General features: G+C 58.4%; 25 protein-coding genes. 6 read left to right on the top strand and 19 right to left on the bottom strand.

From position 1 onward, the window contains the following. Positions 1–231 precede the first annotated feature (231 nt). The 3 genes from JFU11_RS15085 to JFU11_RS15075 form a co-directional block, all read right to left on the bottom strand. Complete coding sequence (locus tag JFU11_RS15085; protein ID WP_201061102.1) at positions 232–2262, bottom strand: pyridoxamine 5'-phosphate oxidase family protein; 2031 nt, start codon at positions 2260–2262, stop codon at positions 232–234. A 63-nt stretch (positions 2263–2325) separates the two neighbouring features. Next, positions 2326–2952 carry a glutathione S-transferase gene (locus JFU11_RS15080; RefSeq protein WP_201061100.1) on the bottom strand — a complete coding sequence of 209 codons (627 nt, stop codon included), beginning with the start codon at positions 2950–2952 and terminating at the stop codon, positions 2326–2328. A 130-nt stretch (positions 2953–3082) separates the two neighbouring features. Next, positions 3083–3985, bottom strand: coding sequence for a LysR family transcriptional regulator (locus JFU11_RS15075; RefSeq protein WP_201061098.1), 903 nt, complete (start codon positions 3983–3985; stop codon positions 3083–3085). Between the two features lie 159 nt (positions 3986–4144). Here JFU11_RS15075 and JFU11_RS15070 point away from each other — a divergent pair, with 159 nt between their 5' ends. Genes JFU11_RS15070 through JFU11_RS15045 form a run of 6 tightly spaced genes read left to right on the top strand, consistent with a single transcriptional unit; the run spans position 4145 to position 9883 of the window. Next, the gene (locus tag JFU11_RS15070) at positions 4145–4768 is read left to right on the top strand and encodes a CDP-alcohol phosphatidyltransferase family protein (protein ID WP_123720110.1); all 624 of its coding nucleotides are present in this window, start codon (positions 4145–4147) and stop codon (positions 4766–4768) included. Between the two features lie 39 nt (positions 4769–4807). Next, positions 4808–6565: a bifunctional alpha/beta hydrolase/class I SAM-dependent methyltransferase gene (locus tag JFU11_RS15065; protein ID WP_201061096.1), complete on the top strand. Its 1758-nt coding sequence runs from the start codon at positions 4808–4810 to the stop codon at positions 6563–6565. Then, on the top strand, positions 6562–7872 hold the full coding sequence (locus JFU11_RS15060) for a phosphatase PAP2/dual specificity phosphatase family protein (RefSeq protein WP_201121320.1): 1311 nt from the start codon (positions 6562–6564) through the stop codon (positions 7870–7872). The genes JFU11_RS15065 and JFU11_RS15060 overlap by 4 nt, the downstream gene beginning before the upstream one ends. Then, the gene (locus JFU11_RS15055; protein WP_123720107.1) at positions 7862–8317 is read left to right on the top strand and encodes a hypothetical protein; all 456 of its coding nucleotides are present in this window, start codon (positions 7862–7864) and stop codon (positions 8315–8317) included. The genes JFU11_RS15060 and JFU11_RS15055 overlap by 11 nt, the downstream gene beginning before the upstream one ends. Before the next feature lie 11 nt (positions 8318–8328). Next, positions 8329–8949 carry a lysophospholipid acyltransferase family protein gene (locus JFU11_RS15050; RefSeq protein ID WP_201061093.1) on the top strand — a complete coding sequence of 207 codons (621 nt, stop codon included), beginning with the start codon at positions 8329–8331 and terminating at the stop codon, positions 8947–8949. A 1-nt stretch (position 8950) separates the two neighbouring features. Then, positions 8951–9883, top strand: coding sequence for a phosphatidate cytidylyltransferase (locus JFU11_RS15045; RefSeq protein ID WP_201061092.1), 933 nt, complete (start codon positions 8951–8953; stop codon positions 9881–9883). A gap of 74 nt (positions 9884–9957) precedes the next feature. On the opposite strand, the gene glmS is transcribed toward JFU11_RS15045, so the two are convergent. From glmS to mnmG, 16 genes are all read right to left on the bottom strand, one after another. Further along, positions 9958–11790 carry a glutamine--fructose-6-phosphate transaminase (isomerizing) gene (gene glmS, locus JFU11_RS15040; protein WP_123720104.1) on the bottom strand — a complete coding sequence of 611 codons (1833 nt, stop codon included), beginning with the start codon at positions 11788–11790 and terminating at the stop codon, positions 9958–9960. A 1-nt stretch (position 11791) separates the two neighbouring features. After that, positions 11792–12568, bottom strand: coding sequence for a DeoR family transcriptional regulator (locus JFU11_RS15035; RefSeq protein ID WP_123720103.1), 777 nt, complete (start codon positions 12566–12568; stop codon positions 11792–11794). A gap of 199 nt (positions 12569–12767) precedes the next feature. After that, complete coding sequence (gene glmU / locus JFU11_RS15030; protein WP_123720102.1) at positions 12768–14135, bottom strand: bifunctional UDP-N-acetylglucosamine diphosphorylase/glucosamine-1-phosphate N-acetyltransferase GlmU; 1368 nt, start codon at positions 14133–14135, stop codon at positions 12768–12770. A gap of 118 nt (positions 14136–14253) precedes the next feature. After that, a complete protein-coding gene (locus tag JFU11_RS15025; RefSeq protein WP_010465460.1) occupies positions 14254–14679 on the bottom strand; it encodes a F0F1 ATP synthase subunit epsilon in 426 nt (141 codons plus the stop codon). A gap of 45 nt (positions 14680–14724) precedes the next feature. Beyond that, on the bottom strand, positions 14725–16104 hold the full coding sequence (gene atpD, locus JFU11_RS15020) for a F0F1 ATP synthase subunit beta (protein ID WP_008007883.1): 1380 nt from the start codon (positions 16102–16104) through the stop codon (positions 14725–14727). A gap of 27 nt (positions 16105–16131) precedes the next feature. Continuing rightward, positions 16132–16992 (bottom strand): F0F1 ATP synthase subunit gamma, encoded by an 861-nt coding sequence (gene atpG, locus JFU11_RS15015; RefSeq protein WP_007903034.1) that lies wholly within the window; start codon positions 16990–16992, stop codon positions 16132–16134. 50 nt (positions 16993–17042) lie between these two features. After that, entirely contained in the window at positions 17043–18587 is a 1545-nt protein-coding gene (gene atpA, locus JFU11_RS15010; RefSeq protein ID WP_007903032.1) for a F0F1 ATP synthase subunit alpha, read from the bottom strand. 21 nt (positions 18588–18608) lie between these two features. Next, entirely contained in the window at positions 18609–19145 is a 537-nt protein-coding gene (locus tag JFU11_RS15005; protein WP_007903030.1) for a F0F1 ATP synthase subunit delta, read from the bottom strand. Positions 19146–19157: 12 nt separating this feature from the next. Further along, the gene (locus JFU11_RS15000; RefSeq protein WP_007903028.1) at positions 19158–19628 is read right to left on the bottom strand and encodes a F0F1 ATP synthase subunit B; all 471 of its coding nucleotides are present in this window, start codon (positions 19626–19628) and stop codon (positions 19158–19160) included. 56 nt (positions 19629–19684) lie between these two features. After that, entirely contained in the window at positions 19685–19942 is a 258-nt protein-coding gene (atpE, locus tag JFU11_RS14995; protein ID WP_002555987.1) for a F0F1 ATP synthase subunit C, read from the bottom strand. 133 nt (positions 19943–20075) lie between these two features. Continuing rightward, the gene (atpB, locus tag JFU11_RS14990; RefSeq protein WP_052966015.1) at positions 20076–20945 is read right to left on the bottom strand and encodes a F0F1 ATP synthase subunit A; all 870 of its coding nucleotides are present in this window, start codon (positions 20943–20945) and stop codon (positions 20076–20078) included. A gap of 16 nt (positions 20946–20961) precedes the next feature. Then, positions 20962–21369 carry a F0F1 ATP synthase subunit I gene (locus JFU11_RS14985; protein ID WP_007903021.1) on the bottom strand — a complete coding sequence of 136 codons (408 nt, stop codon included), beginning with the start codon at positions 21367–21369 and terminating at the stop codon, positions 20962–20964. Positions 21370–21517: 148 nt separating this feature from the next. Next, a complete protein-coding gene (locus JFU11_RS14980) occupies positions 21518–22390 on the bottom strand; it encodes a ParB/RepB/Spo0J family partition protein (RefSeq protein ID WP_008007888.1) in 873 nt (290 codons plus the stop codon). 9 nt (positions 22391–22399) lie between these two features. Continuing rightward, positions 22400–23197 carry a ParA family protein gene (locus JFU11_RS14975; RefSeq protein WP_007934331.1) on the bottom strand — a complete coding sequence of 266 codons (798 nt, stop codon included), beginning with the start codon at positions 23195–23197 and terminating at the stop codon, positions 22400–22402. Between the two features lie 18 nt (positions 23198–23215). Next, positions 23216–23860 carry a 16S rRNA (guanine(527)-N(7))-methyltransferase RsmG gene (gene rsmG, locus JFU11_RS14970; RefSeq protein ID WP_123720101.1) on the bottom strand — a complete coding sequence of 215 codons (645 nt, stop codon included), beginning with the start codon at positions 23858–23860 and terminating at the stop codon, positions 23216–23218. Beyond that, positions 23857–25749 carry a tRNA uridine-5-carboxymethylaminomethyl(34) synthesis enzyme MnmG gene (gene mnmG / locus JFU11_RS14965; protein WP_201061091.1) on the bottom strand — a complete coding sequence of 631 codons (1893 nt, stop codon included), beginning with the start codon at positions 25747–25749 and terminating at the stop codon, positions 23857–23859. The genes rsmG and mnmG overlap by 4 nt, the downstream gene beginning before the upstream one ends. Between the last annotated feature and the right edge of the window lie 457 nt (positions 25750–26206).

Here is a 26206-nt window from a genome sequence, read left to right as displayed (position 1 = left end):
TGCTTTGATCCTATACTTCGGGTTTTCCAGACCCGATCGCTGAATTGCCAGCGCCCCCCCAAAGCCTATCCACCCCATTTCCGACCGACAACCGTCAAAACTTGTCGGAAACATCCCCCCAAAATCATCGGCTGTAGGACTGCCTGAAGATCAAAAGATCGCAGCCTTCGGCAGCTCCTACGCAGGATTTGTTTACACCCTGTAGGAGCTGCCGAAGGCTGCGATCTTTTTCTAAAGGTCGAGCACCAAAGGCCCTGAACCCTGCGCCGGCACCGCACAACAAATCAGCACCTCTCCAGCGCCGGGAACCTCCGCAGGGGGCTGTGGATAATTCACCTCTCCGCTGATCAGGCGGGTCTTGCAGGTCCCGCACGAACCGCCGCGGCAACTGAATTCCGGGCGCAGGCCGCGACTCTCCGCCAGCTCCAGCAAACTGCCGCCGTCCGGCTGCCAACGTGCTTCTTTGGCCGAGCGCTGGAACACGACTGGCACCGAAACGGTGGCGGCCGGTGGTTGCTCGTTGACTACGGCGTCCGGATCAGGCTTGCGACGCAGCGTCGACGGCCCAAAGGTTTCGGCATGAATCCTTGAGTCGCGGATGTCCAGATCCCGCAGACTGTCGTACAGCCCCTGGGTAAAACTTCCCGGGCCACACAGGACAAAATCCACTTGGTCGTAGTCTTCCACCTCGAGAATCGTCTTGAGCAAATCGGCGTCTATGCGACCCGTCAGGTCGTAATCTTCACCCTCGCGGGCGTCGGGTTCCGGCTGGCTGAGCAAACGCAGCACGCGCACCACGTCACCGAGGCCGTCGAGCAAGCGATCCAGCTCAGGACGAAACGGCTGATCCGCCAAAGTCCGCGAGCTCTGAAAGAACCACGTAGGACGGATGCGCCGCGTGCGTAGGCCTTGATAAACAACCTCACGCACCATCGACAGCAGCGGCGTGATGCCAACGCCGGCGGCCAATAGCACCAGCGACCGACGCTCATTGGGTGCCACGGTGAAATGTCCCTGAGGCGCACGGGCTTCCAGCAGATCTCCCACGCGGATCAGTTCATGCAGATGCGATGACACCAACCCGTCACGCTTAACGCTAATGCGGAAAAAATCGTCGGACGGTGCACTCGACAGGCTGTAAGTCCGGATATGTACTTCGCCGCCAATATTGAACCGCAAGGGTAAATGTTGCCCGGCCTGAAACACCGGCAACCCGGCGCCATCGGCAGGCTCCAGATAAATCGAACGGATGTTGTGGCTTTCCTGTTCGATGCGCGTCACGCGCAGCGGCCGCCAGCGATCCCCCAGGGCCTGGGCTTGCAGGCGTGCGTTCGCCTGCGCCCAGGTGCCGGTCAGCAAACTGGTGGGTGACACGCCGTCAAAGCGCCAGCGCAAGGCCAGTGCTGCGGGCCGTCGCACCACGCGCTCCACCTCGAATGTCCACAGCCGCTCGGCCCCTTGAAAGGCTTCGACCTGCGGGCCTTCGAGGATGACTTGGGTGCGACCGCTGAGGTGCAGCAGGTCGCCCGAATCGAAATCGATGAACAGCAAACCGGCTCGAGGATTGATCAGCAGGTTGCCCAGGGTATTGAAGAACAAGTTGCCGGCGAAGTCCGGGATGGTCAGGCGATTGCCTTCTACCTGGACGAAACCGGCCTGGCCACCCCGGTGAGAAACGTCCACCGAGCGCTGGCCATCGACATTCACATAACTGGCGACAAAGAAGGTATCGGCGCCGGTGATCATGGCTTTGGCCGCGTCATCCAGCCCGTGGAGATGCTGCGCGATACGGGTCGCCGGATCCGCCAATGGCACTGAGCGAAACTCGCGCAATTGAATGTACTGCGGGCAATTGCCGAAAGACTGCTCTACCTTCACCTCGAAGCCGCTCGCCGTTACAGCGCCGACTCGACCATTGAGGCGGTTGCGACGTCGGGTGTGCAGTTCGATACCGAGCAGACCGATCGCCGCTCCCTCTTGCAATTGCGCAGGGTCGTCGCTGCCAGGCAGGCTGCCGAACTGCAACAGCGTGGGCTCTGGAGAATGGGCAAAGCCCGGCGCTCCTTCAAGGATGCTGGCCCAAGGGTTGCCGTCAGCATCCACCGCGCCGTACAGCATGAACGGCAGTTGCTGATAGAACGCGCGGTGCTGATCCGGCATCTCGCTGCGAATCACCCTACGACCTAATACGTCCATTCGTTCGACGACACCCACGTGAGCCTGCAACTGTTTCTCGCCTGCGTGCCAAGGTGAACGTTCCATATCGGCTTCTCCCCTGCGCTCCTCGCGCAATAAGAACGGCCCGACTGAATCGGGCCGTGAGCATCAGGCAGTTTTTTGCAAACCGGCGACGGTGCGCGGCATGCCGACAAATCCTGGCAAGGCTTCAATCCGCGCCAGCCAGGCACGGATGTTGGCGTAGTCATCCAGCGACACATTGCCTTCGGGTGCATGGGCGATGTAGCTGTACGCGGCGATGTCGGCGATGGTCGGCTTGCTACCGACCAGATAGGGCGTTGCGCCCAATTCCTGATCAATCACTTTGAGACAGGTGTGGGAATAAGCGATCACCTCTTGCGCGTTGTAAGGCGCACCAAACACAGTGATCAGCCTTGCCCTGCCAGGGCCAAAGGCAATCGGCCCGGCGGCGACCGACAACCAGCGCTGAACCTTGGCTGCCCCGACCGGATCGGTTGGCAGCCAGTGGCCGTTGCCGTATTTCAACGCAAGGTAGACCAGGATCGCGTTGGAGTCGGCCAGCACCACGCCTTGATCATCAATCACCGGAACCTGACCGAACGGGTTGAGCGCCAGAAAATCCGCTTGTTTGTGCGCGCCCTTGGCCAGATCGACGAAGATCAGCTCGGTCGGCAGTTGCAGCAGCGACAGCATCAGCTCCACACGGTGAGCATGGCCAGAACGTGGGAAATTGTAGAGTTTGATGGCTTGCATGGTCGACTCCGCTGGGTGGTGGCGCCGTTCAGGAAAGATCAGCGCCGATAGGGGGCTATCTTCCATCCGCAACCAAAACAACAGAATAACCAGCAAACGCAATCCATTATTTCACCCAGTGCAATAACCCTCAGTCGTGCAGGGCTGGGTGTTCGCGCAGTACCTTCACCGCGAAGTCCACAAAACTACGGACCCGCACCGGGGCCTTGCGCCCACCCTGGTAGACCACATGAATGGGCAATGGCGGCAGTTCGAAGTCAGCCAGAACGATTTCCAGCTCACCGGCGGCGACCTTGCTCGCCACTTGATACGACAGCACTCGGGTCAGTCCCAGTCCCATGGCGGCAGCAGTAATAGCCGCCTGATTGGCGGTGACCACCAGACGCGGTTCCGGACGAACGCTGATCGGCTCTCCCCCGTCAAGGAACGGCCAGCTTCTGTGCTGACCGATAGACGAGGTAGCGATGATCGGGGCTGCGCTCAAATCTGCAGGATGGCGAGGCCGACCATGGTCGGTCAGGAATCCAGGGGAAGCGCAGATCACCCGCCGCACTTCGCCCACACGAATTGCATGCTGATTGCTGTCCGGCAACTCACCGATGCGCACAGCCACATCGATACCCTCCTCGACCATGCTCACCACCCGATCGACCAGTAGAGCGTTGATGCTGACTTCAGGGAATTGAGTCAAGTATCCGACCATGACCGGCGTAACGAACAAATCACCGAACAATACCGGCGCCGTGATCGTCAGTTGCCCACGGGGTTGGGCGTGGCTCCCGGCTGCTGAATCCTCGGCTTCCTGCACCTCGGTGAGAATTCTCCGACAGTCCTCCAGATAGCGCTGACCCGCCTCGCTCAAATGCACGCTGCGGGTGGTACGTGTCAGCAACAGCGTGCCAATGCGCCTCTCAAGCGCCGCCACTGCCCGAGTGACACTGGCTGCCGACATCCCCAAACGCCGCGCCGCCGCCGAGAAGCCTTGCTCCTGGGCGACGGTGGCGAAGACCTGCATTTCCTGGAAGCGGTCCATGGATTAACTCCTGAGCACTGAAAAACGCGAGGCCGACAGTTCCCGATTGGACCTGGATATCGCTGGAAGAGGATGAGCCGTGCAGTTTTACTGGCATTCTGATTATTGTGACGTATAACCCTGAACGTTCACGCTTTCAATTGCTGAGACCGTATCCAGATGCCCTCCATCTACCAACTTAAACCCGCCTTCCAGAATCTGTTGCGACCGCTGGTTCAGCGACTGTTCGATAACGGCACCACCGCCAATCAAATCACCGTGCTGGCCGGCGTCATTTCGGTCGTGACGGGCGTCGGGATTGCCTGTTTCGCCAATCACCTGTGGGTATTTCTGCTGATTCCCGTGTGGATGATCCTGCGGATGGCGCTGAACGCTATCGATGGCATGCTGGCCCGGGAATTCGGCCAGCAGTCGCGCCTCGGCGCCTACCTTAATGAACTGTGCGATATCGTTGCCGACAGCGCGCTGATCCTGCCTTTTGCCCTGATTCCCGACGTGAGTGTGTTGATTGTGCTGTTGGTCACGCTGCTGGCATTGTTCAGCGAGTACAGTGGCGTCCTCGGGCCGATGGTCGGCGCATCGCGGCGTTATGACGGCCCGATGGGCAAGAGCGATCGCGCGTTTGTACTGGGCGTCTTGGCCACCGGCATTGCCATCGGCTGGATCAGCGCGTTGTGGATTAACGTTGTGTTTGCGGTGGTCGCCGTCCTGCTGGCTTACACCTTGGTCAACCGGGTCCGTCTGGGCCTGAAAGAAGTGCAGGAAAACGCCCCCTCGGCATAAGGCCTCAGCGTAAGGCTCCCCAAGCATAAGGAAAGTGCAATGCGTGAAACTCAGAATCAGACCTTCACTACCCACGACGGCGTTGAACTGTTCTACCGTCATTGGCCGGCCACGGCGGGTAATCCGGGTGAACCGCGCAAGGCTGTGCTGCTGTTTCATCGCGGCCATGAACACTCGGGGCGCATCGCCCACCTGGTGGATGAACTGGACCTGCCAGCGTTCGACTTCTTTGCCTGGGACGCGCGCGGCCATGGTCAGTCGCCGGGCGCTCGCGGTGACAGCCCGAGTTTCGCCACCAGCGTGCGTGACGTGCAGACGTTTTGCGATCACCTGAACGCGACTCACCAGATCGACGAAGAGAACATGGCCGTGATCGCCCAGAGCGTCGGCGCGGTGATTGCCTCGAGCTGGGTCCACGACTATGCACCGCGCATCCGCTCGCTGGTGCTCGCGTCGCCCGCATTCAAGGTCAAGCTCTACGTACCTTTCGCCCGTCCGGGCCTGGCGCTGATGCGCAAGTTTCGTGGCAACTTTTTCGTCAACAGCTACGTCAAGGCCAAGTTCCTCAGCCACGACCCGGAACGCGTCGCCTCCTACGACAGCGATCCGCTGATCACCAAGGCGATTTCGGTGAATGTGCTGCTCGGCTTGTATGAAGCCGCCGACCGTGTGGTGGCCGATGCGCAGGCGATTCAAGTGCCGACCCAGCTGCTGATTTCCGGCTCGGATTTTGTGGTCCACCGCAAACCCCAGGAACAGTTTTTCGAACGCCTGGGCAGCCTGAAAAAGGAAAAACACATCCTCCCGGGCTTCTTCCACGACACGCTTGGGGAACGTGATCGCGCCATGGCCGTAGCCAGCGCCAAACGCTTTATCCTGCAAAACTTTGAATACCCGCTGGACCGGGCCTCGTTGCTCGATGCCGACAAGATCGGCCTGACCTGCGCTGAATCCGAATCCCTCGCCGCCCCGCTGCCGCACAACTCGTTGCGCGACCTGTACTGGCGCATGACCCGCGCCAGCATGCGCTTGGGCAGCCGGCTGTCTGACGGGGTGAAGCTGGGCTTCGACACCGGTTTCGACTCCGGCAGCACCCTGGACTACGTGTACCGCAACCAGCCCACCGGCAAGGGCGGGCTCGGGCGGATGATTGATCAGAACTACCTGAATTCCATCGGCTGGCGCGGCATTCGCCAGCGCAAACTCAATGTCGAAGAGTTGCTGCGCCTGACCATGGCCAAGCTGCGCGAAGAAGGCCGACCGGTGCGCATCGTCGACATCGCCGCCGGTCACGGCCGCTATATTCTCGAAGCCTTGCAAGGCGTCAGCCCGCTACCGGAATCGATACTGTTGCGCGATTACAGCGACATCAATGTACGTGACGGTGGTGCGCTGATTCGCGATAAAGGCCTTGGAGACATCGCGCAGTTCGTGAAAGGCGACGCGTTCGACCGCGCCGACCTGGCGGCACTGGACCCAAAGCCGACACTGGCGGTGGTGTCCGGTTTGTATGAACTGTTTGCCGACAATGCACTGGTCGGCGGCTCTCTGGCGGGCCTGGCCGAGGCCGTGGAGCCCGGTGGCTATCTGGTCTACACCGGTCAGCCCTGGCACCCGCAGCTGGAACTGATCGCCCGCGCGCTCACCAGTCACCGTCAAGGCCAGGCTTGGGTGATGCGTCGGCGCAGCCAGGCGGAAATGGATCAACTGGTGGAAGCAGCGGGTTTTCGTAAAATCACCCAGCGAGTGGATGAATGGGGGATCTTCACCGTGTCCCTCGCGCAACGGGTGCAATGATGGTGGCTGCCCCGAGAGAGCCGGGTTTGCTGAAACCCGCCGTGCTCTGGTTGCTGGTGCTGGCGCCGCTGTTTTTCGCCAGCTATGGCTTTGCCACGTGGGTCACGGCCCAGCGCAGCGATGTCGACACCTTCGTTTTCGATTGGGAAACCGCCATGCCCTTCTGGGCCTGGACCATCGTCCCCTACTGGACGATTGATCTGCTGTACGGTTTTTCGCTGCTGCTGCCCGACAGTCGCCATGAACTCAAGCGCCACGCCTTGCGCCTGCTGAGTGCTCAAATGATCTCAGTCAGTTGTTTCCTGTTATGGCCGCTGCGCTTCACCTTCGAACGGCCTGAACTGGAGGGAGTGTTCGGCTGGCTGTTCGCGGTGCTGGCCGGGTTCGACAAGCCGTTCAATCAGGCACCGTCGCTGCACATCGCCCTGCTGGTGATTTTGTGGGTGATGTACCAACGGCACACGCAAGGCCTGTGGCGCTGGCTGGTGCACGGCTGGTTCGCATTGATCGGGATTTCGGTGCTGACCACTTATCAACATCACTTTATCGACTTACCCACAGGCGCCCTCGCCGGCTGGCTGTGCGTGTGGTTGTGGCCGCTGGATCGGCCCAGCCCCTTGAGTAGCCTGCGGTTGGCCAAGGATCCGAAACGCTGGCGCCTGGCCCTGCGTTATGGCATCGGTGCGGCGATATTCGCCATTCCAGCCTTTGGCCTGGGCGGCGGATGGCTGTGGCTGATCTGGCCCGCCGTGGCGTTGCTGTTGGTGGCGCTCAACTACACGCTGCTGGACGCCGCCGGTTTTCAGAAACGTGCCGACGGCCGCCTTAGCCCGGCCGCCCGTTGGTTATTTGCACCTTACGTGGCAGCGGCGTGGATCAACTCACGGCTTTGGACCCGCAAGCATCCGCAGCCCAATGAGGTTGTGGATAACGTTTGGCTCGGCAGGCTTCCCGACGCTGAGCAGTTGGCGCCGTTCAAAGCGGTGGTTGATCTATGCGCTGAGCTGCCGCTCAACCCGAGAGGCCGCGCCTATCAAAACGTTCCGATACTCGACCTGACCACGCCCAGCGCTGAGCAATGCCTCGCCGCCGCCCAGGCCATTGAACATCTGCGCCAGCAAGGCCCATTGCTGGTCTGCTGCGCTTTGGGCTATTCACGCAGCGCCACCGCTATCGCGGCCTGGTTGCTGCACAGCGGTCGAGCGGCCACCGTCGATGCCGCCGTGGCGATGATCCAGGCCGCGCGCCCGCAAGTGGTGCTGCATCCGCCCCATCGTCAAGCCCTGGAGAGCGCCTATGCCGGTTGATATGGAACTGCACGTGGTCGCCAGCCTGCTGCGCCGGGGCCGCACCCTCGATCAGTTATCCACAGGGTTGACCTTGCTGGGTGTGTTGTTCGGCCTGCTGCAACTGCTGCTGATCACCCCGACTGCGCCGTTCTTGATCCTCAGCGCTTGGCTGATCATCCTCGGGCTATGGCAAAAATACTGGGCGCTGCGGGTGGCCTTCGACGCTGACCTGTTTACCCTGATGGCCCGCGACGCTGACGCTTTGTCAGACCGCACTCAAGCCCTCGATCAAGCCCTGCAAAACCTCGGCCTGCAACCGGCCAACCGTGCCGGCCGGCCTTGGGCCGAACGTCAGCGCGGGGGGCTTAAACTGCTGCGCAAACAGGCTGTCCTGCTGGTCGCCCAAGTGCTGCCACCATTGGCTGTCATTCTGGCCAGCCCTTGGCTGCCCTTCGCTGGATAAGGAAATCGTTAATGTTCGAACCTGTGGTCGCCACCCTCATCACCTCCATGGCCCGAACCGTTACTGGCGCCCGCAGCCTGTGGATGGGTTGCGCGCCGGAACCCGTGCAGCGCATCTATTTTGCCAATCACAGCAGCCACGGCGACTTCGTGCTGCTCTGGACCTCGCTCCCTTCCACCCTGCGCAAACTTACGCGACCGGTGGCCGGCAGCGACTACTGGAACAAGAGCGCCTTACGCCGTTACATCATCAGCCGGGTGTTCAACGGCGTGCTGATCGACCGCGAGCGCAAGGACCCTGTGGATAACCCGTTGCAGCCCATGCTCGACGCCCTCCAGAAGGGTGATTCGTTAATCATCTTTCCCGAAGGCACGCGCAATCTGGAAGAGGGTCTGCTGCCGTTCAAAAGCGGCCTGTACCACTTGGCAAAAAGTTACCCACAGGCCCAGGTGATTCCGGTGTGGATCGCCAACCTCAACCGGGTCATGCCCAAGGGCCGAGTGCTGCCACTGCCGCTGCTGTGTACCACCAGTTTCGGCGCGCCCCTGCAACTGACTGAAGACGAGAGCAAAGAGCAGTTCCTTTCACGCAGCCGCGACGCACTGCTGGCCCTCGCCCCGGAGCATTCCTGACATGGATAGACAAACCCTGATGCTGTTCGGCGGGATCGGCATGATCCTGGTGCTGGCCTCACTGATTGGCCTGATCCTCAAACTGCGCACCCGGGGCACGCCCAATGCAGTCATCGAAAACCTCAACGCCCGCATCAATGCCTGGTGGGTGATGGTGGTGGTGATCGGCGTCGCCTTTTGGCTAGGCACCGGCGCGGTGATTCTGTTGTTTTACGCGGTATCGTTCTATGCGCTACGCGAATTCCTCACCCTCATGCCCACCCGACGCAGCGACTACCCGGCGCTGGTGGCAGCGTTTTACCTGGCATTGCCGCTGCAATATCTGCTGATCTATTCCGATTGGTACGGACTGTTCTCGATCTTTATTCCGGTGTACGTGTTTTTGCTGCTGCCGATCCTTGCGTCTCTCGGCGGCGACAGCACGCACTTCCTCGAGCGGGCGTCGAAAGTGCAATGGGGCTTGATGATCGCGGTGTTCTGCGTGTCGTTCGTGCCCGCCCTGCTGACCCTGGACATCGTCGGTTATGAAGGCCGCAACCTGCTGCTGATCGCGTATCTGGTGATCGTGGTGCAGCTGTCGGACGTGCTGCAGTACGTATGCGGCAAGTTGTTCGGCAAACACAAAATCGCGCCCAGTCTGTCACCGTCGAAAACCGTTGAAGGTTTTGTCGGCGGCGTTTTGCTGTCCTCGCTGATTGGTGCAGCCTTGTGGTGGACCACACCGTTCAGCCCGTGGCAGTCGTTCCTGATTGCGCTGCTGATCAACCTGCTGGGGTTTGCCGGCGGCATCGTGATGTCGGCAATCAAGCGTGATCGCGGCGTGAAGGATTGGGGGCACATGATCGAAGGCCACGGCGGGATGCTGGATCGACTGGATTCAGTGTGTTTTGCGGCACCGATCTTCTTTCATCTTGTGCGGTATTGGTGGACTTGAAATAGCTGGCCTTTTTCAAAAAAAAAGACCGCAGCCAAAGCTGCGGTCTTTTCATTTCATTGCTTGTGGATAACTTATTCCACAGTCACCGACTTCGCCAAGTTACGCGGCTGGTCAACGTCAGTGCCTTTCAACACGGCAACGTAGTACGAGAGCAGCTGCAGCGGAATGGTGTAGAGAATCGGCGACAGGATGTCGTGGATGTGCGGCATCTGGACGACATGAGTGCCTTCGCCATTGGTCATGCCGGCCTGCTCGTCGGCGAAGACGATCAGTTCACCGCCACGGGCGCGGACTTCCTGGAGGTTGGACTTCAGCTTCTCCAGCAACTCGTTGTTCGGCGCCACGGTGACCACCGGCATGTCGTTATCCACAAGCGCCAACGGGCCATGTTTCAGTTCGCCCGCCGGGTAGGCTTCCGCGTGGATGTAAGAGATTTCCTTGAGCTTGAGGGCCCCTTCCATCGCCACCGGGAATTGCGCGCCGCGACCGAGGAACAGCGTGTGGTTCTTCTCGGCGAACAGCTCGGCGATTTTCTCCACGGTGCTGTCCATGGCCAGGGCTTCGCCCAAACGGGTCGGCAGGCGACGCAGTTCTTCAACCAGTGTGGCTTCGACACCTTCAGCCAACGTACCGCGAACCTGACCCAGAGACAGAGTCAGCAACAGCAGGCCAACCAGTTGAGTGGTGAAGGCTTTGGTCGAGGCTACGCCGATTTCGCGACCGGCCTGGGTCAGCAGCGTCAGGTCCGATTCACGCACCAGAGAGCTGATGCCGACGTTGCAGATTGCCAGGCTGGCGAGGAATCCCAGCTCCTTGGCATTGCGCAGCGCGGCCAAAGTGTCGGCGGTTTCACCTGACTGGGAGATGCTCACGAACAGGGTGTCCGGCTGCACCACTACCTTGCGATAACGGAATTCACTGGCGACTTCGACCTGACACGGGATGCCAGCCAGTTCTTCGAGCCAGTAACGGGCAACCATGCCGGCGTGATAGCTGGTGCCGCAGGCGACGATCTGTACATTGCGCACCTTGGCGAACAGCTCGGCAGCTTGGGGACCGAACGCCTCGACCAGCACCTGGTTCTGACTCAGGCGACCTTCAAGGGTGCGCTGCACCACGGCCGGTTGCTCGTGAATTTCCTTGAGCATGTAATGGCGGAATTCGCCCTTGTCAGCCGCTTCGGCCCCGTCACGGTACTGAACGCTTTCACGCTCGACGAGTGCGCCGTTGATGTCCCAGATCTGCACGCTGTCGCGGCGAATTTCGGCGATATCGCCTTCTTCCAGGTACATGAAGCGGTCAGTGACCTGGCGCAGTGCCAATTGATCGGAGGCCAGGAAGTTTTCACCCAGGCCCAAACCGATCACCAGTGGGCTGCCACTGCGGGCCGCCACCAGGCGATCCGGTTGCCGGGCACTGATCACCGCCAAGCCATAAGCACCGTGCAGTTCTTTGACGGTCGCTTTCAGGGCCGCAGCCAGGTCGGGCTGATCATTGAGTTTTTCGTTCAGCAAATGCGCGATGACTTCAGTGTCAGTGTCCGACGTGAACACGTGACCCAGAGCCTTGAGTTGCTCGCGCAGGGCTTCATGGTTCTCGATGATGCCGTTGTGCACCACCGCCAGATCGCCCGAAAAATGCGGGTGAGCATTGCGTTCGCAAGGCGCGCCGTGGGTCGCCCAGCGGGTATGGGCAATGCCCAGACGGCCGACCAGAGGCTCTTCGATCAGCGCCTGTTCCAGTTCGCTGACCTTGCCCGGACGACGCGTGCGCAAGAGTTTTTCATCGTTGGTGTACACCGCCACACCGGCGCTGTCATAGCCACGGTATTCCAGACGTTTGAGGCCTTCGAGCAAGATGGCAGTAATGTTACGTTCTGCGACTGCACCGACAATTCCACACATGCTAGCTCTCCTGACTGACGGCGGCGCAAATCAAATTAATGCCGCGGGCCTGAATCTGATCGCGTGCCTCCAGTGGCAGGCGATCATCGGTGATGAGGGTATGGACGCTGCTCCATGGCAGTTCCAGATTGGGAATTTTGCGACCGATCTTATCGGCTTCGACCATCACAATCACTTCGCGGGCAACCTCGGCCATGACACGGCTCAAGCCCAGCAATTCATTGAAGGTGGTGGTCCCGCGTACCAGATCAATGCCATCGGCACCGATAAATAGCTGATCAAAGTCATATGAGCGTAGTACTTGCTCGGCCACCTGACCCTGGAAGGACTCAGAATGCGGATCCCAGGTCCCCCCGGTCATCAGCAGCACCGGCTCGTGCTCGAGTTCGCTCAAAGCGTTGGCGACATACAGGGAGTTAGTCATCACCACCAGACCCGGTTGCTGACCGAGTTCCGGGATCATCGCGGCGGTGGTACTGCCGCTGTCGATGATGATTCGCGCATGCTCGCGGATTCGCGTGACGGCGGCGCGGGCAATGGCCTGCTTGTATTTGGAAACCGGTTGGCCGAGGTCGGCGACCAGCTCCTGAGGCATCGTGACCGCCCCGCCATAACGACGCAGCAACAAACCGTTGCTTTCAAGCGCCGCCAAGTCCTTTCGAATCGTAACTTCCGAGGTTTCGAAGCGCTTGGCCAGCTCATCCACACTGACTTCCCCCTGCTCATTGAGCAAGGCGAGGATGTTGTGGCGGCGTTGGGGCGTGTTGCGCTTCGACATGGCTTGGTAAGTTTCGATTCGAAATATAACGTAAGCAATCAAAACCTATTAGCGAAACTTCGTCAAGTCAGCGTTAGAAAAAAGATGTGTGGATAACCCATAAAAAAGATCGCAGCCTTTGGCAGCTCCTACAGGATGAACACGAATTCCCTGTAGGAGCTGCCGAAGGCTGCGATCTTTTGATCTTGCTGTGGATAACTCAGCTCTTCTTGATCTTCTCCGGCCGTTTCCAGCCATCGATGTTCTTCTGCCGAGCCCGACCCACGGCCAGCTGAGCCTTATCCACATTCTGGGTAATGGTCGAACCGGCCGCCGTCGTCGCACCCGCTGAGATATCCACAGGCGCCACCAACGAGTTGTTGGAGCCGATGAATACATCTTCGCCCAACACGGTTTTCCACTTGTTCGCGCCATCGTAGTTACAGGTGATGGTGCCTGCGCCGATGTTGGTACGCGCACCGATCTCGGCGTCGCCCAAATACGTCAAATGACCGGCCTTGGCGCCCTCGCCCATATGCGCGTTCTTCAGTTCTACGAAGTTACCCACATGCGCGCGAGCTTCCAGCACCGTGCCGGGACGCAAACGAGCAAACGGGCCGGCATCGCTGCCTTCACCGAGTATCGCGCCTTCGATATGGCTGTTGGCCTTGATCACTACGCCTTTGCGCAGGGTGCTGTCTTTGATCACGCAGTTCGGGCCGATCACTACATCGTCCTCGATGACCACTTTGCCTTCGAGGATCACGTTGATGTCGATCAGCACATCGCGGCCGATGGTGACCTCACCACGCACATCGAAACGTGCCGGGTCGCGCAGGGTCACGCCCTGAGCCATCAAACGACGAGCAGCGCGCAGCTGATAGTGACGCTCAAGCTCAGCCAGTTGCTTGCGATCGTTGGCGCCCTGCACTTCCATGGTGTCATGGGGGTGTTCGGTAGCCACCACCAGACCATCACTGACCGCCATGGCGATCACGTCGGTCAGGTAGTACTCGCCTTGGGAATTGTTATTGGAGAGACGACTCACCCAATCGCCCAGACGTTCGAAAGGTAGCGCCAGAATGCCGGTATTGCCCTCAGTGATCGCACGCTCGACGTCGTTGGTGTCTTTATGCTCGACGATGGCGGTAACTTTGCCGGCGGCATCGCGGACGATACGGCCGTAACCCGTCGGGTCATCCAGCTCAACGGTCAACAGGCCCAGTTGCTGCGGTGCAGCCAGCTTGAGCAAGCGTTGCAGGGTTTCGACTTCGATCAACGGTACGTCGCCGTACAGAATCAGCACGGTGTCGGACTTGATGAACGGCACAGCCTGGGCCACCGCATGTCCGGTACCCAGCTGTTGATCCTGCAGGACGAAATTCAGGTCATCGGCCGCCAGACGCTCACGCACCGCTTCGGCACCATGGCCGATCACCACATGGATACGTTGCGGATCAAGTTGCCGCGCCGTGTGGATAACATGGCCAAGCATTGAATTACCGGCAACCGGGTGCAGAACTTTCGGCAAAGCCGAACGCATGCGCGTGCCTTGGCCGGCAGCGAGGATAACGATTTCAAGAGACATGACAGGCTACTAATCCTGGGAGGTCAGCGGCTGCGACCGGGTGATGAAAGTCGGAAAAGAAAAAAGGGTAGCCGAGGCTACCCTTTTTAATCAATCACACAATAAGTCGACGGCCGAATTAATGGCCGAACTTCTTGCGGATCTGCTGGACGGTGCGCAGCTGAGCTGCAGCCTCGGCCAGACGTGCGGCAGCAGAACCGTAATCGAATTCCGCGCCTCGCTCATGCAAGGCCTTCTCGGCAGCCTTAACGGCTTCCTGAGCGGAGGCTTCGTCCAGGTCGGCAGCACGTTGCACGGTGTCGGCAAGAACCTTGACCATGTTCGGCTGAACCTCGAGGAAACCGCCGGAGATGTAATACACCTCCTCTTCCCCGCCCTGCTTGATCAAGCGGATAGGACCCGGCTTGAGATTAGTGATCAGCGGCGCGTGACCCAAGGCGATACCAAGATCACCCAGTGCACCGTGCGCAACCACCATCTCGACCAGGCCGGAAAAGATTTCCCCTTCCGCGCTGACGATATCGCAATGGACTGTCATAGCCATCTGATTGCCTCAACCTAAATTAGCGCCCGTTGCCGGGCGCCGGGATTACAGTTTCTTGGCTTTCTCGATCGCTTCTTCGATGCCGCCGACCATGTAGAACGCTTGTTCTGGCAGGTGGTCGTAGTCACCGTTGAGGATGCCTTTGAAGCCAGCAATGGTGTCTTTCAGGGAAACGTATTTACCCGAAGCACCGGTGAAGACTTCAGCCACGAAGAACGGCTGCGACAAGAAACGCTGGATCTTACGAGCACGGTTTACCAACTGCTTGTCGGCTTCCGACAGCTCGTCCATACCCAGGATCGCAATGATGTCCTTCAGTTCTTTGTAACGCTGCAGAACATACTGTACGCCGCGAGCGGTGTCGTAGTGGTCCTGGCCGATTACGTTCGGGTCCAGCTGGCGCGAAGTCGAGTCGAGTGGATCGACCGCTGGGTAGATACCCAGGGAAGCGATGTCACGGGACAGAACGACGGTAGCGTCCAAGTGGGCGAAGGTGGTCGCTGGCGACGGGTCAGTCAAGTCATCCGCCGGTACGTATACCGCCTGGATCGAGGTGATCGAACCGTTTTTGGTCGAAGTGATACGCTCTTGCAGAGTACCCATCTCTTCGGCCAGGGTCGGCTGGTAACCTACTGCAGAAGGCATACGGCCCAGCAGTGCGGATACTTCAGTACCGGCCAGGGTGTAACGATAGATGTTGTCGACGAACAGCAGAACGTCGTTACCTTCGTCACGGAACTTCTCGGCCATGGTCAGGCCGGTCAGTGCTACGCGCAGACGGTTACCCGGCGGCTCGTTCATCTGACCGTAAACCAGTGCCACTTTGTCCAGAACGTTGGAATCCTTCATCTCGTGGTAGAAGTCGTTACCCTCACGAGTACGCTCACCCACACCGGCGAACACGGAATAACCGCTGTGCTCGATGGCGATGTTACGGATCAGTTCCATCATGTTTACGGTTTTGCCTACACCGGCACCACCGAACAGACCGACTTTACCACCCTTGGCGAACGGGCAAACCAGGTCGATAACCTTGATACCGGTTTCCAGCAGGTCGTTGCCGCCCGCTTGTTCAGCGAAGGTTGGCGCAGGACGGTGAATGCCCCAGCGCTCTTCGGTGTCGATCGGGCCAGCTTCGTCGATCGGGTTACCCAGAACGTCCATGATCCGGCCCAGGGTCGCTTTACCGACTGGTACGGAGATGGCTGCGCCAGAGTCATTGACTTCCAGACCGCGCTTCAAGCCCTCGGTGGAACCCATCGCAATGGTACGAACCACACCGTCGCCCAGCTGCTGCTGAACTTCCAGGGTGGTTTCGGCCGCGCTCACTACTTTCAGCGCGTTGTAGATGCTCGGTACGCTGTCGCGTGGAAATTCCACGTCGATAACGGCGCCGATGATTTGAACGATACGTCCGCTACTCATAGCTGGATCCTCTGAATATTTGAACCGTTAAACCGCGGCAGCGCCGCCGACGATTTCCGAGATCTCTTGGGTGATCGCAGCCTGACGCGCCTTGTTGTAGACCAGCTGTAAATCGCTGATCAAATCACCGGCGTTGTCGGTAGCGTTCTTCATCGCGATCATCCGCGCAGCTTGTTCAGCCGCGTTGTTCTCGACCACCGCCTGGTAGACCTGCGACTCCACGTAACGGACCATCAAGCCGTCAAGCAGCTCTTTGGCGTCCGGTTCGTACAGATAATCCCAGTGGTGCTTGAGTTCTTGATCCGGGGTTGCCACCAGTGGAATCAACTGCTCCACGGTAGGCGATTGCGTCATGGTGTTGATGAACTTGTTGGACACCACGGACAGGCGGTCAATACGGCCGTCCAGGTAGGCATCCAGCATCACCTTGACGCTGCCGATCAGATCATTGATCGACGGCTCTTCACCCAGGTGGCTGATAGCTGCAACGACGTTACCGCCGAAGTTGCGGAAGAAAGCCGCACCCTTGCTACCAACTACACACAGATCAATCTCGACGCCGTTTTCGCGGTTTACCGCCATGTCCTTGACCAGGGCCTTGAACAGGTTGGTGTTCAAGCCACCACACAGACCACGGTCACTGCTCACCACAACGTAACCGACGCGCTTTACTTCACGGTCGATCATGAATGGGTGGCGATATTCCGGGTTGGCGTTGGCCAGATGGCCAATAACCTGGCGGATGCGCTCCGCGTAAGGACGGCTAGCAGCCATGCGCATTTGTGCCTTGCGCATTTTGCTGACCGCCACTTTTTCCATGGCGCTGGTAATCTTTTGCGTGCTTTTGATGCTCGCAATCTTACTGCGAATCTCTTTTGCGCCTGCCATGTAACACCTATCAGGTTAGCAAGCGGGAGCCTTGCGGCTCCCGCTGCGGCTTACCAGGTTTGGGTGGCCTTGAACTTCTCGATACCGGCTTTCATGCCAGCGTCGATTTCGTCATTGAAGTCACCCTTCACGTTGATCTTCGCCATCAATTCGGCGTGATCGCGGTTGAAGAAAGCAATCAGCGCTTGTTCAAAGCTGCCGATCTTGGCGATTTCGACGTCAGTCAGGAACCCACGCTCAGCGGCATACAGCGACAGCGCCATGTCAGCGATCGACATTGGTGCGTATTGCTTCTGCTTCATCAGCTCGGTAACGCGCTGACCATGCTCAAGTTGCTTACGGGTCGCTTCGTCCAGGTCAGAAGCGAACTGGGCGAATGCCGCCAGTTCACGGTACTGAGCCAGAGCGGTACGGATACCACCGGAGAGCTTCTTGATGATCTTGGTCTGAGCGGCACCACCCACACGGGATACCGAAACACCGGCGTTCACAGCAGGACGGATCCCGGAGTTGAACATGGCCGATTCCAGGAAGATCTGACCGTCGGTGATGGAAATCACGTTGGTCGGAACGAACGCGGAAACGTCGCCAGCCTGGGTTTCGATGATCGGCAGTGCGGTCAGGGAACCGGTTTTGCCGGTCACTGCGCCGTTGGTGAACTTCTCTACGTATTCTTCCGAAACGCGGGATGCGCGCTCCAGCAGACGGGAGTGGAGATAGAACACGTCGCCTGGGTAAGCTTCACGGCCTGGTGGACGGCGCAGCAGCAGGGAAATCTGGCGGTAAGCCACTGCTTGCTTGGACAGATCGTCATAAACGATCAGCGCGTCTTCACCGCGGTCGCGGAAGAATTCACCCATGGTGCAACCGGAGTACGGAGCCAGGAACTGCAGTGCTGCAGATTCCGAAGCGCTCGCCGCCACGACGATGGTGTTAGCCAGTGCGCCGTTTTCTTCCAGCTTGCGAACAACGTTGGCGATGGTCGATTGCTTCTGACCGATTGCTACGTAGACGCAGAAAATGCCGCTGTCTTTCTGGTTGATGATCGCGTCGATCGCCAGAGCGGTTTTACCGATCTGACGGTCACCGATGATCAGCTCACGCTGGCCACGGCCGACAGGGATCATGGCATCGACAGCCTTGTAGCCAGTCTGTACAGGCTGGTCTACCGACTTACGCCAGATCACGCCTGGAGCAACTTTCTCGACCGCATCGGTCTCGGTGTTGTTCAGCGGACCTTTGCCGTCAACTGGGTTACCCAGTGCGTCGACTACGCGACCCAGCAGTTCCTTACCAACCGGAACTTCGAGGATGCGGCCGGTGCACTTGGCGCTCATGCCTTCAGCCAGAGACTGGTAGGAGCCCAATACAACGGCACCTACAGAGTCTTGCTCGAGGTTGAGAGCCATACCGAAGACGCCGCCCGGAAACTCGATCATCTCGCCGTACATAACGTCGGCCAGACCGTGAATCCGCACGATACCGTCAGATACGCTGACGACAGTGCCTTCGTTACGGGCTTGGGAGGTCACATCGAGCTTGTCGATGCGGCCCTTGATAATTTCACTTATTTCGGAAGGATTGAGTTGCTGCATTGCTCTGCTGCCCCTTCAAACTCAAGATTTCAATGCTTCGGCAAGGTTCGCGAGTTTGCCGCGAACCGAGCCATCGATAACCAGGTCGCCGGCGCGGATGACAATGCCCCCAATCAGGGATTTGTCTTCCTCGACTTGCAGGCGCACTTCCCGGTTGAGTCGTGCACTGAGAACCTTGGCGAGTTTGTCTTGCTGTTCTTGGTTCAATGCAAAAGCACTGGTCACTTCAACGTCTACCGACTTCTCTTGTTCAGCCTTGTACAGGTCGAACAGAGCGGATATCTCCGGCAAAAGCGGGAGACGGTCGTTTTCGGCAACGACGTTAATGAAGTTCTGTGCCTTGGCATCAAACTTGTCGCCGCACACGTCAATAAACGTGGCGGCCTTGTTTGCGCTCGTCAGTCGCGGGGCCTTGAGCACGCGCTGCATGGTGTCGTCTTGCGACACTGCTGCAGCCAGGCCGAGCATGGCTGACCAAGAGGCCAGTTGCTGGTGGGCCTGGGCGTGCTCGAAGGCTGCCTTAGCGTAAGGTCGGGCCAACGTGGTCAATTCTGCCATGATCGCCCTCGCTTAAATTTCAGCAGCCAGTTTGTTTACCAGCTCCGCGTGCGCGTTTTGATCGATTGTGGCACCCAGGATCTTCTCGGCGCCGCCGACAGCCAGTGCACCCAATTGGGCACGCAGCGCGTCTTTGACACTGTTCAGTTCCTGCTCGATCTCGGCCTGAGCCTGAACCTTCACACGGTCAGCGTCGATACGGGCTTTTTCAACAGCCTCTTCAACGATCTGGTTACCGCGTTTCTTGGCTTGCTCAATGATTTCGGCTGCCTGAGCTTTCGCTTCGCGCAGTTGTTGACCCGCTTTATCTTGGGCCAACTCCAGGTCGCGAGCTGCTCGGGCGGCAGCGTCCAGTCCATCCGCGATCTTCTTCTGACGTTCGTGCAAAGCCGCGATGACCGGAGGCCATACGAACTTCATGCAAAAAAGTACAAAAATTAAGAACGCAACGGACTGGCCAATCAGGGTTGCATTAATGTTCACGCCAACACCTCGCTCGTTCGTTGCACAACACACTAATCACTCGACGATTCGAGTGATTAGCCAGCGAGTTGACCAACGAATGGGTTCGCGAAGGTGAAGAACAGAGCGATACCAACACCGATCATGGTTACGGCGTCGAGCAGACCGGCAACGATGAACATTTTAACTTGCAGCATTGGAACCATTTCTGGTTGACGCGCGGCGCCTTCCAGGAACTTGCCGCCCAACAGGCCGAAACCAATTGCGGTACCCAGTGCGCCCAGGCCGATCAACAGTGCAACAGCGATAGCGGTTAGACCAACTACAGTTTCCATCTTTCCTCCCGACTTTTACGTCGTATGGTTTAGGTTTTTTAGATTTTAAAGCGGTAAAACAAATCGTTTCATAGCCCTGTTCGGGCACCCACCCGTGTTACCGGGTGGGACATCAGACTAGTCGAGACTGGTCTTAATGGTTCTCTTCGTGCGCCATCGACAGGTAAACGATGGTCAGCATCATGAAGATAAACGCCTGCAGGGTGATGATCAGGATGTGGAACACAGCCCACGCCCACTGCAGAACTACGCCCAGGCCGCTAAGCCAGAGCAGACCGCTGCCGAACATCACAGCAATCAGAATGAAGACCAGTTCGCCGGCATACATGTTGCCGAACAGACGCAGTGCCAACGAGATCGGCTTGGCAATCAGGGTCACGAACTCAAGCAGGAAGTTCACCGGAATCAGCAGGGCTTGAACGAAGATGTTCTTGCTGCCGAACGGGTGCAGGGTCAGTTCGCCGATGAAACCGCCGATACCCTTGACCTTGATGCTGTAGAAAATGATCAACGCGAATACCGACAGGGCCATGCCCAGGGTAGCGTTCGGGTCAGTAGTCGATACGGCGCGGAACGGGATGTGCGCGTCGCCGGAGATCAACATGGCCACTTGAGGAATCCAGTCAACCGGAATCAGGTCGACGGCGTTCATCAGGAAGACCCAGACGAAGATGGTCAGCGCCAGCGGTGCAATCACCGGGCTACGGCCATGGAAGCTGTCTTTCACGCTGCCATCGACGAATTCGACCAATACTTCAACGAAGTTCTGCAAAGCACCAGGCTGACCGGAAGTCGCCTTCTTTGCCGCCATGCGGAAAAGAAGAACGAAGATCAGACCCAACGCGACCGACCAGCCGAGAGTATCGACGTGGAAAGCCCAGAAGCCCATTTCTTTGGCTTCTGCTGCGGTGTGGGCAAAACCCCACCCGCCAGTTGGGTGCTGACCGAAGGTCAGGTTCTGCAAGTGGTGCTGGATATAGCCCGAAGCGGTTGTCTCTGCCATGGTTGCCTCAAACGCCCTAAGGTCTCGAAAGTCTTGTTCTCATTAGCAGGGGAGCGAACCAGCTAACCAGTTGGGTCAGCACGAAGACGCCGAATACTGCTAACGGCGCCAATGGCTTCACACCTGCAAACGTCAATGCAAACAGCACTGCCGTCAAAATCAGTTTGCCCGCCTCGCCGGCATAAAAAGACCGGACGATGGCTTGAGCTGCTCGGGCGCCGGAAAACCGAAATGCCCTGTGAGCGAAATAAATATTGGGAAGCAAGGCTATCAGGCCTCCGCAGAGTCCTGAGTACCCGGCAACGACTCCATGCCATTGCCAGAGCGCCAAAGCGGCAATCAGCAAAACGACAAATTGAGCCATTAACACCGGAAAAACTGCCAGGCGATGGAACGGCAAGCGGTCTGGCGTGCGGTTTTCCATCTCTTTTGCTCCCCAATGGTCGGCTGCCAGAATTCAATAACTTGGCATAATTTGTGCCGACAAAATGCGCGCAGAGTATAGGGGCGGTTCTGCCCCTATTCAACTGTCAGGTAGTGATTTCCGACTTCACGCTACATGAGGAATTGTTTCAGCGGATGTGTGCAAGCACACCTTGAAGCTCATCAAGAGAGTTGTAGCCGATCACTAGCTGCCCCTTACCCTTCTTTCCGTGGCGGATCTGCACCGCAGAGCCTAGGCGCTCGGCCAGACGCTGCTCGAGTCGGGCGATATCCGGGTCCGGTTTTGCAGGTTCCACAGGCTCCGGTTTGCCACTCAACCACTGGCGAACCAGTGCTTCAGTCTGGCGCACAGTCAGCCCCCGTGCGACAACGTGTCGCGCCCCTTCAACTTGTTGATTTTCCGGCAATCCGAGCAAGGCGCGGGCATGACCCATTTCCAGGTCGCCGTGAGACAGCATGGTTTTGATGACTTCCGGCAGCGCAATCAGACGCAACAGGTTGGCGACGGTGACGCGGGACTTACCCACAGCCTCGGCCACTTGTTGCTGAGTCAGCTGGAATTCCTGCTGCAAACGCTGCAAGGCCACTGCTTCTTCGATCGGATTGAGGTCTTCGCGCTGGATGTTCTCGATCAGCGCCATGGCGATGGCGGTTTCATCCGGCACATCGCGAACCATCGCCGGGATGGTTTCCTGGCCAGCCTGCTGGCTGGCGCGCCAGCGGCGTTCGCCGGCGATGATTTCGAAGCGCCCGCTGCCGATCGGGCGAACCACGATCGGCTGCATCACGCCCTGGGCCTTGATCGACTGCGCCAGCTCCTCCAGCGCTTGAGGATCCATGTCCCGACGCGGCTGGTACTTGCCACGCTGGATCAGGTCCAGGGGCAGGTGCTGCAGCTCACGCTGATCGGCTTGTACCGCTTGCTCTTCCAGCGAGCTGACAGTCGGACCACTCAGCAGTGCATCCAGTCCACGTCCGAGACCTCGTTTCTTGACGGCCATGGGGATTCCTTAAGTTGCCTGAGCAGCGGCGGTGCGTGAGTTTTTGCGCTGACGGCGAACCATCTCGCCAGCCAATGCCAGATAGGCAATCGCGCCCCGCGATGATTTGTCGTACGCCAGCGCCGGCATGCCATAGCTTGGCGCTTCGGCCAGGCGGATGTTGCGTGGAATCACAGTGTCGTAGAGCTGATCGCCGAAGTGTTCCTTGAGCTGCGCCGATACGTCGTTCATCAGGCTCAGGCGCGGGTCGTACATGGTCCGCAACAGGCCTTCGACTTTCAGGTTCGGGTTCAGCAATTCAGCGATGCGCTTGATGTTATCCACAAGGTCGCTCAGCCCTTCGAGCGCGAAGTACTCGCACTGCATGGGGATAATCACCCCGTCGGCGGCAACCAGCGCGTTGAGCGTCAACATCGACAGCGACGGCGGGCAGTCGATCAAAATGTAATCGTAGTTTTCACGGATCGGCGCCAACGCACTGCGCAGACGACTTTCCTTCATCTGCATTTCCAGCAGAACGACTTCGGCCGCGGTCAGGTCGCGGTTGGCCGGCAGCAATTGATAACCGCCGTGCTCGGAATAGTGCATGGCCTGGGCCAGATCGCATTCACCGATCAGCAGGTCGTAGACCGAGTTTTCCAGGCCATGTTTATCCACACCGCTACCCATGGTGGCGTTGCCCTGTGGATCGAGATCGATCAACAGCACCCGACGCTTGGTAGCGACCAGGGAAGCTGCGAGGTTGATGCAGGTGGTGGTCTTGCCCACACCACCCTTTTGGTTCGCTATCGCGAATACCTTAGCCATTCTTGCTTGTGTTCCCAATCATGCCGTGCGGCGCAGTATCAGCAGATGGCGTTGGCCTTGGCAACCGGGTACGGCCAGGGCGTGTTCGCTATCGAGGTGGAAGTCTGCGGGCAATGCTACCAGCTCATCGGCGGGATGAACGCCCTTCATTGCCAGCCAACGTGTTTCGGCGTCGCCCAAATGGCGAGTCCAGTTGCTGAAGTTCTCCATGCTGCTGAACGCGCGGGAAATGATCCCGTTGAATGGCCGTTCAGGCTGGAAGGCTTCGACGCGACTGTGGATAACTTGCAGGTTATCCAGTTTGAGTTCGAGTTTGACCTGGGTCAGGAAGCGGGTTTTCTTGCCGTTGCTGTCCAGGCAGGTCACTTGCGACTCGGGAAACAGGATCGCCAAGGGAATCCCTGGCATGCCGCCGCCACTGCCCACATCCAGCCAACGGCCGTTTTCGATGAAGGACATGACGCTCAGGCTATCGAGCAAATGCCGTGAAACCATTTCGTCCGGATCGCGCACTGCTGTGAGGTTGTAGGCCTTGTTCCATTTTATCAACAGGGCCAGATAACCCAGCAGCTGTGCATGCTGGGCTTCCGTCAGGTTGACACCGAGCTGGCGAGCACCTGTGGATAACTCTTCGGCGTGTTGCGAGGTGACCAACGAACTCAAGCGCTTTGCTCCAACTGACGGCCCGCGCCGCGTTTTTTCAAATGAATCATCAACAGCGAAATCGCTGCCGGGGTCACGCCCGGAATACGCGACGCCTGGCCCAAGGTCTCTGGACGGGTCGCGCCGAGCTTGCTCTGGATCTCTTTCGAGAGACCGGAGATGTTCGTGTAATCGATATCCACAGGCAGTTTGGTGTCTTCGCTGGCCCGCAGACGCGCGATTTCATCCTGTTGACGATCGATGTAACCAGCGTATTTGGTCTTGATTTCGACCTGTTCGGCGACCTGTGGATCTTCTGCGCCCGCACCGGTCACAGCGATCAGACCAGCGTAGTCGATTTCTGGACGGCTCAGCAGGTTAAGCAAATTGTATTCGTGGGTCAGTGGCGTACCGAATTTCTCGGAAATCGCATCGCCCTGCTCGGTGCCCGGGCGAACCCAGGTACTTTTCAGGCGTTGCTCTTCCAGATCGATACTTTCGCGTTTCTTGCAGAACGCCGCCCAACGCACGTCATCCACCAGACCCAGTTCGCGACCTTTTTCGGTCAAGCGCAGGTCGGCGTTGTCTTCGCGCAGGATCAAACGGTATTCGGCGCGGGACGTGAACATCCGATACGGTTCCTGGGTACCCAGGGTAATCAGGTCGTCGACCAAAACGCCGATGTACGCCTCGTCGCGACGCGGGCACCAGGCATCTTTGCCCTGAGCACGCAGTGCGGCGTTGGCTCCGGCCAGCAAACCTTGGGCGCCGGCTTCTTCGTAACCGGTGGTGCCGTTGATTTGCCCGGCGAAGAACAAACCACCGATCACTTTGGTTTCCAGGCTGTATTTCAGGTCACGCGGGTCGAAGTAGTCGTACTCGATGGCGTAGCCAGGGCGAACAATGTGCGCGTTTTCCATGCCGCGGATCGATTGCACGATCTGCAGTTGCACGTCGAACGGCAGGGAAGTGGATATCCCGTTCGGGTACAGCTCGTGAGTGGTCAGACCTTCCGGCTCGATGAAGACCTGGTGGCTTTCCTTGTCGGCAAAGCGGTGGATCTTGTCTTCGATCGATGGGCAATAACGTGGGCCGATACCTTCGATCACACCGGAATACATCGGCGAACGATCAAGGTTCGAAGCAATGATTTCGTGGGTACGGGCGTTGGTGTGGGTAATCCAGCAGCTGACCTGTTTCGGATGCTGCTCTTTGGAGCCCATGAACGACATCACCGGAATCGGCGTATCCCCTGCCTGCTCGGTCATCACCGAGAAATCCACAGTGCGACCGTCGATACGCGGCGGTGTACCGGTTTTCAGGCGACCGACACGCAATGGCAGTTCACGCAGACGATGAGCTAGCGCAATCGACGGCGGATCACCGGCGCGACCGCCGGAATAATTCTGCATGCCGATGTGGATAAGTCCACCGAGGAAGGTGCCAGTGGTCAACACCACGGAATCTGCGAAGAAACGCAGGCCCATTTGGGTGACAACACCGCGCACTTGTTCCTGCTCGACGATCAGGTCGTCAGCAGCCTGTTGAAATATCCACAGGTTCGGCTGGTTTTCCAAAGCTTCGCGGACAGCGGCCTTGTACAGAACCCGATCTGCCTGAGCGCGGGTTGCACGCACGGCTGGGCCTTTGCGGCTGTTCAATACGCGAAACTGAATACCGCCTTTATCGGTAGCCATGGCCATCGCGCCGCCCAGGGCATCGATTTCTTTAACCAAATGGCTTTTGCCGATCCCGCCAATGGCCGGGTTGCAACTCATGGCACCGAGGGTTTCCACGTTATGCGTCAGCAATAGGGTTTTTGCCCCCATACGTGCTGACGCCAGTGCTGCCTCGGTACCGGCATGACCGCCGCCGATGACGATCACTTCAAAACGGGAAGGGAAATCCACCACGCACCTCGTGCCTGCTTCAGTCAGGTAATCCGGAAATAGTTTGAGCTCAGGTTTTTGGACCTGGTCGGCAAGTATAGGGACTTCGCCCTTCCTAAAGAACCCTTTGCACAAAATTTAACCAGCTGTGGAGAAGTCGAGGTTATAGAAATTAAAAAGAGAGAAATTTATTAAATCTTTGTTTTTATGTTTATTTCTATTGAGCCACCTTTCTGTGGATAGATTGATACAGCCCTTTATTTTCAACATGTACAGAGATTAAAAACCCTGTGGTCATGTGCCAAGGAGGCCCTTGGATAACCGGTTTAAGCCTGTGGATGAAAGGGGTTGTTATCCACAGAGGTGGTTATCTTCAGTTTTGAGGCCTTGTTATCAACTGCCCTTAGCGGCACTTATTCACAGGGCTTAATCCACAGAAAAGCCCCCGAATGAGCAAATCCCGGGCAAGGGAAATCCG

It is taken from the genome of Pseudomonas sp. TH37, assembly GCF_016650735.1.
Lineage (GTDB): Bacteria > Pseudomonadota > Gammaproteobacteria > Pseudomonadales > Pseudomonadaceae > Aquipseudomonas > Aquipseudomonas farris.
This window is presented reverse-complemented; position numbering and strand designations above follow the sequence as displayed.

Excerpts from the sequence above, each read along its gene's own strand:
- JFU11_RS14985 (WP_007903021.1), bottom strand. The coding sequence starts at position 21,369 with ATGGAAAACCGCACGCCAGACCGCTTGCCGTTCCATCGCCTGGCAGTT.
- atpD (WP_008007883.1), bottom strand. The coding sequence starts at position 16,104 with ATGAGTAGCGGACGTATCGTTCAAATCATCGGCGCCGTTATCGACGTG.
- atpE (WP_002555987.1), bottom strand. The coding sequence starts at position 19,942 with ATGGAAACTGTAGTTGGTCTAACCGCTATCGCTGTTGCACTGTTGATC.
- glmU (WP_123720102.1), bottom strand. The coding sequence starts at position 14,135 with ATGTCTCTTGAAATCGTTATCCTCGCTGCCGGCCAAGGCACGCGCATG.
- JFU11_RS15045 (WP_201061092.1), top strand. The coding sequence starts at position 8,951 with ATGGATAGACAAACCCTGATGCTGTTCGGCGGGATCGGCATGATCCTG.
- JFU11_RS15085 (WP_201061102.1), bottom strand. The coding sequence starts at position 2,262 with ATGGAACGTTCACCTTGGCACGCAGGCGAGAAACAGTTGCAGGCTCAC.
- JFU11_RS15075 (WP_201061098.1), bottom strand. The coding sequence starts at position 3,985 with ATGGACCGCTTCCAGGAAATGCAGGTCTTCGCCACCGTCGCCCAGGAG.
- JFU11_RS15080 (WP_201061100.1), bottom strand. The coding sequence starts at position 2,952 with ATGCAAGCCATCAAACTCTACAATTTCCCACGTTCTGGCCATGCTCAC.
- JFU11_RS15005 (WP_007903030.1), bottom strand. The coding sequence starts at position 19,145 with ATGGCAGAATTGACCACGTTGGCCCGACCTTACGCTAAGGCAGCCTTC.
- JFU11_RS15070 (WP_123720110.1), top strand. The coding sequence starts at position 4,145 with ATGCCCTCCATCTACCAACTTAAACCCGCCTTCCAGAATCTGTTGCGA.
- JFU11_RS15035 (WP_123720103.1), bottom strand. The coding sequence starts at position 12,568 with ATGTCGAAGCGCAACACGCCCCAACGCCGCCACAACATCCTCGCCTTG.
- JFU11_RS15050 (WP_201061093.1), top strand. The coding sequence starts at position 8,329 with ATGTTCGAACCTGTGGTCGCCACCCTCATCACCTCCATGGCCCGAACC.
- JFU11_RS15065 (WP_201061096.1), top strand. The coding sequence starts at position 4,808 with ATGCGTGAAACTCAGAATCAGACCTTCACTACCCACGACGGCGTTGAA.
- atpA (WP_007903032.1), bottom strand. The coding sequence starts at position 18,587 with ATGCAGCAACTCAATCCTTCCGAAATAAGTGAAATTATCAAGGGCCGC.
- JFU11_RS14980 (WP_008007888.1), bottom strand. The coding sequence starts at position 22,390 with ATGGCCGTCAAGAAACGAGGTCTCGGACGTGGACTGGATGCACTGCTG.
- JFU11_RS15060 (WP_201121320.1), top strand. The coding sequence starts at position 6,562 with ATGATGGTGGCTGCCCCGAGAGAGCCGGGTTTGCTGAAACCCGCCGTG.
- atpG (WP_007903034.1), bottom strand. The coding sequence starts at position 16,992 with ATGGCAGGCGCAAAAGAGATTCGCAGTAAGATTGCGAGCATCAAAAGC.
- atpB (WP_052966015.1), bottom strand. The coding sequence starts at position 20,945 with ATGGCAGAGACAACCGCTTCGGGCTATATCCAGCACCACTTGCAGAAC.
- glmS (WP_123720104.1), bottom strand. The coding sequence starts at position 11,790 with ATGTGTGGAATTGTCGGTGCAGTCGCAGAACGTAACATTACTGCCATC.
- JFU11_RS15055 (WP_123720107.1), top strand. The coding sequence starts at position 7,862 with ATGCCGGTTGATATGGAACTGCACGTGGTCGCCAGCCTGCTGCGCCGG.
- JFU11_RS15025 (WP_010465460.1), bottom strand. The coding sequence starts at position 14,679 with ATGGCTATGACAGTCCATTGCGATATCGTCAGCGCGGAAGGGGAAATC.
- JFU11_RS14975 (WP_007934331.1), bottom strand. The coding sequence starts at position 23,197 with ATGGCTAAGGTATTCGCGATAGCGAACCAAAAGGGTGGTGTGGGCAAG.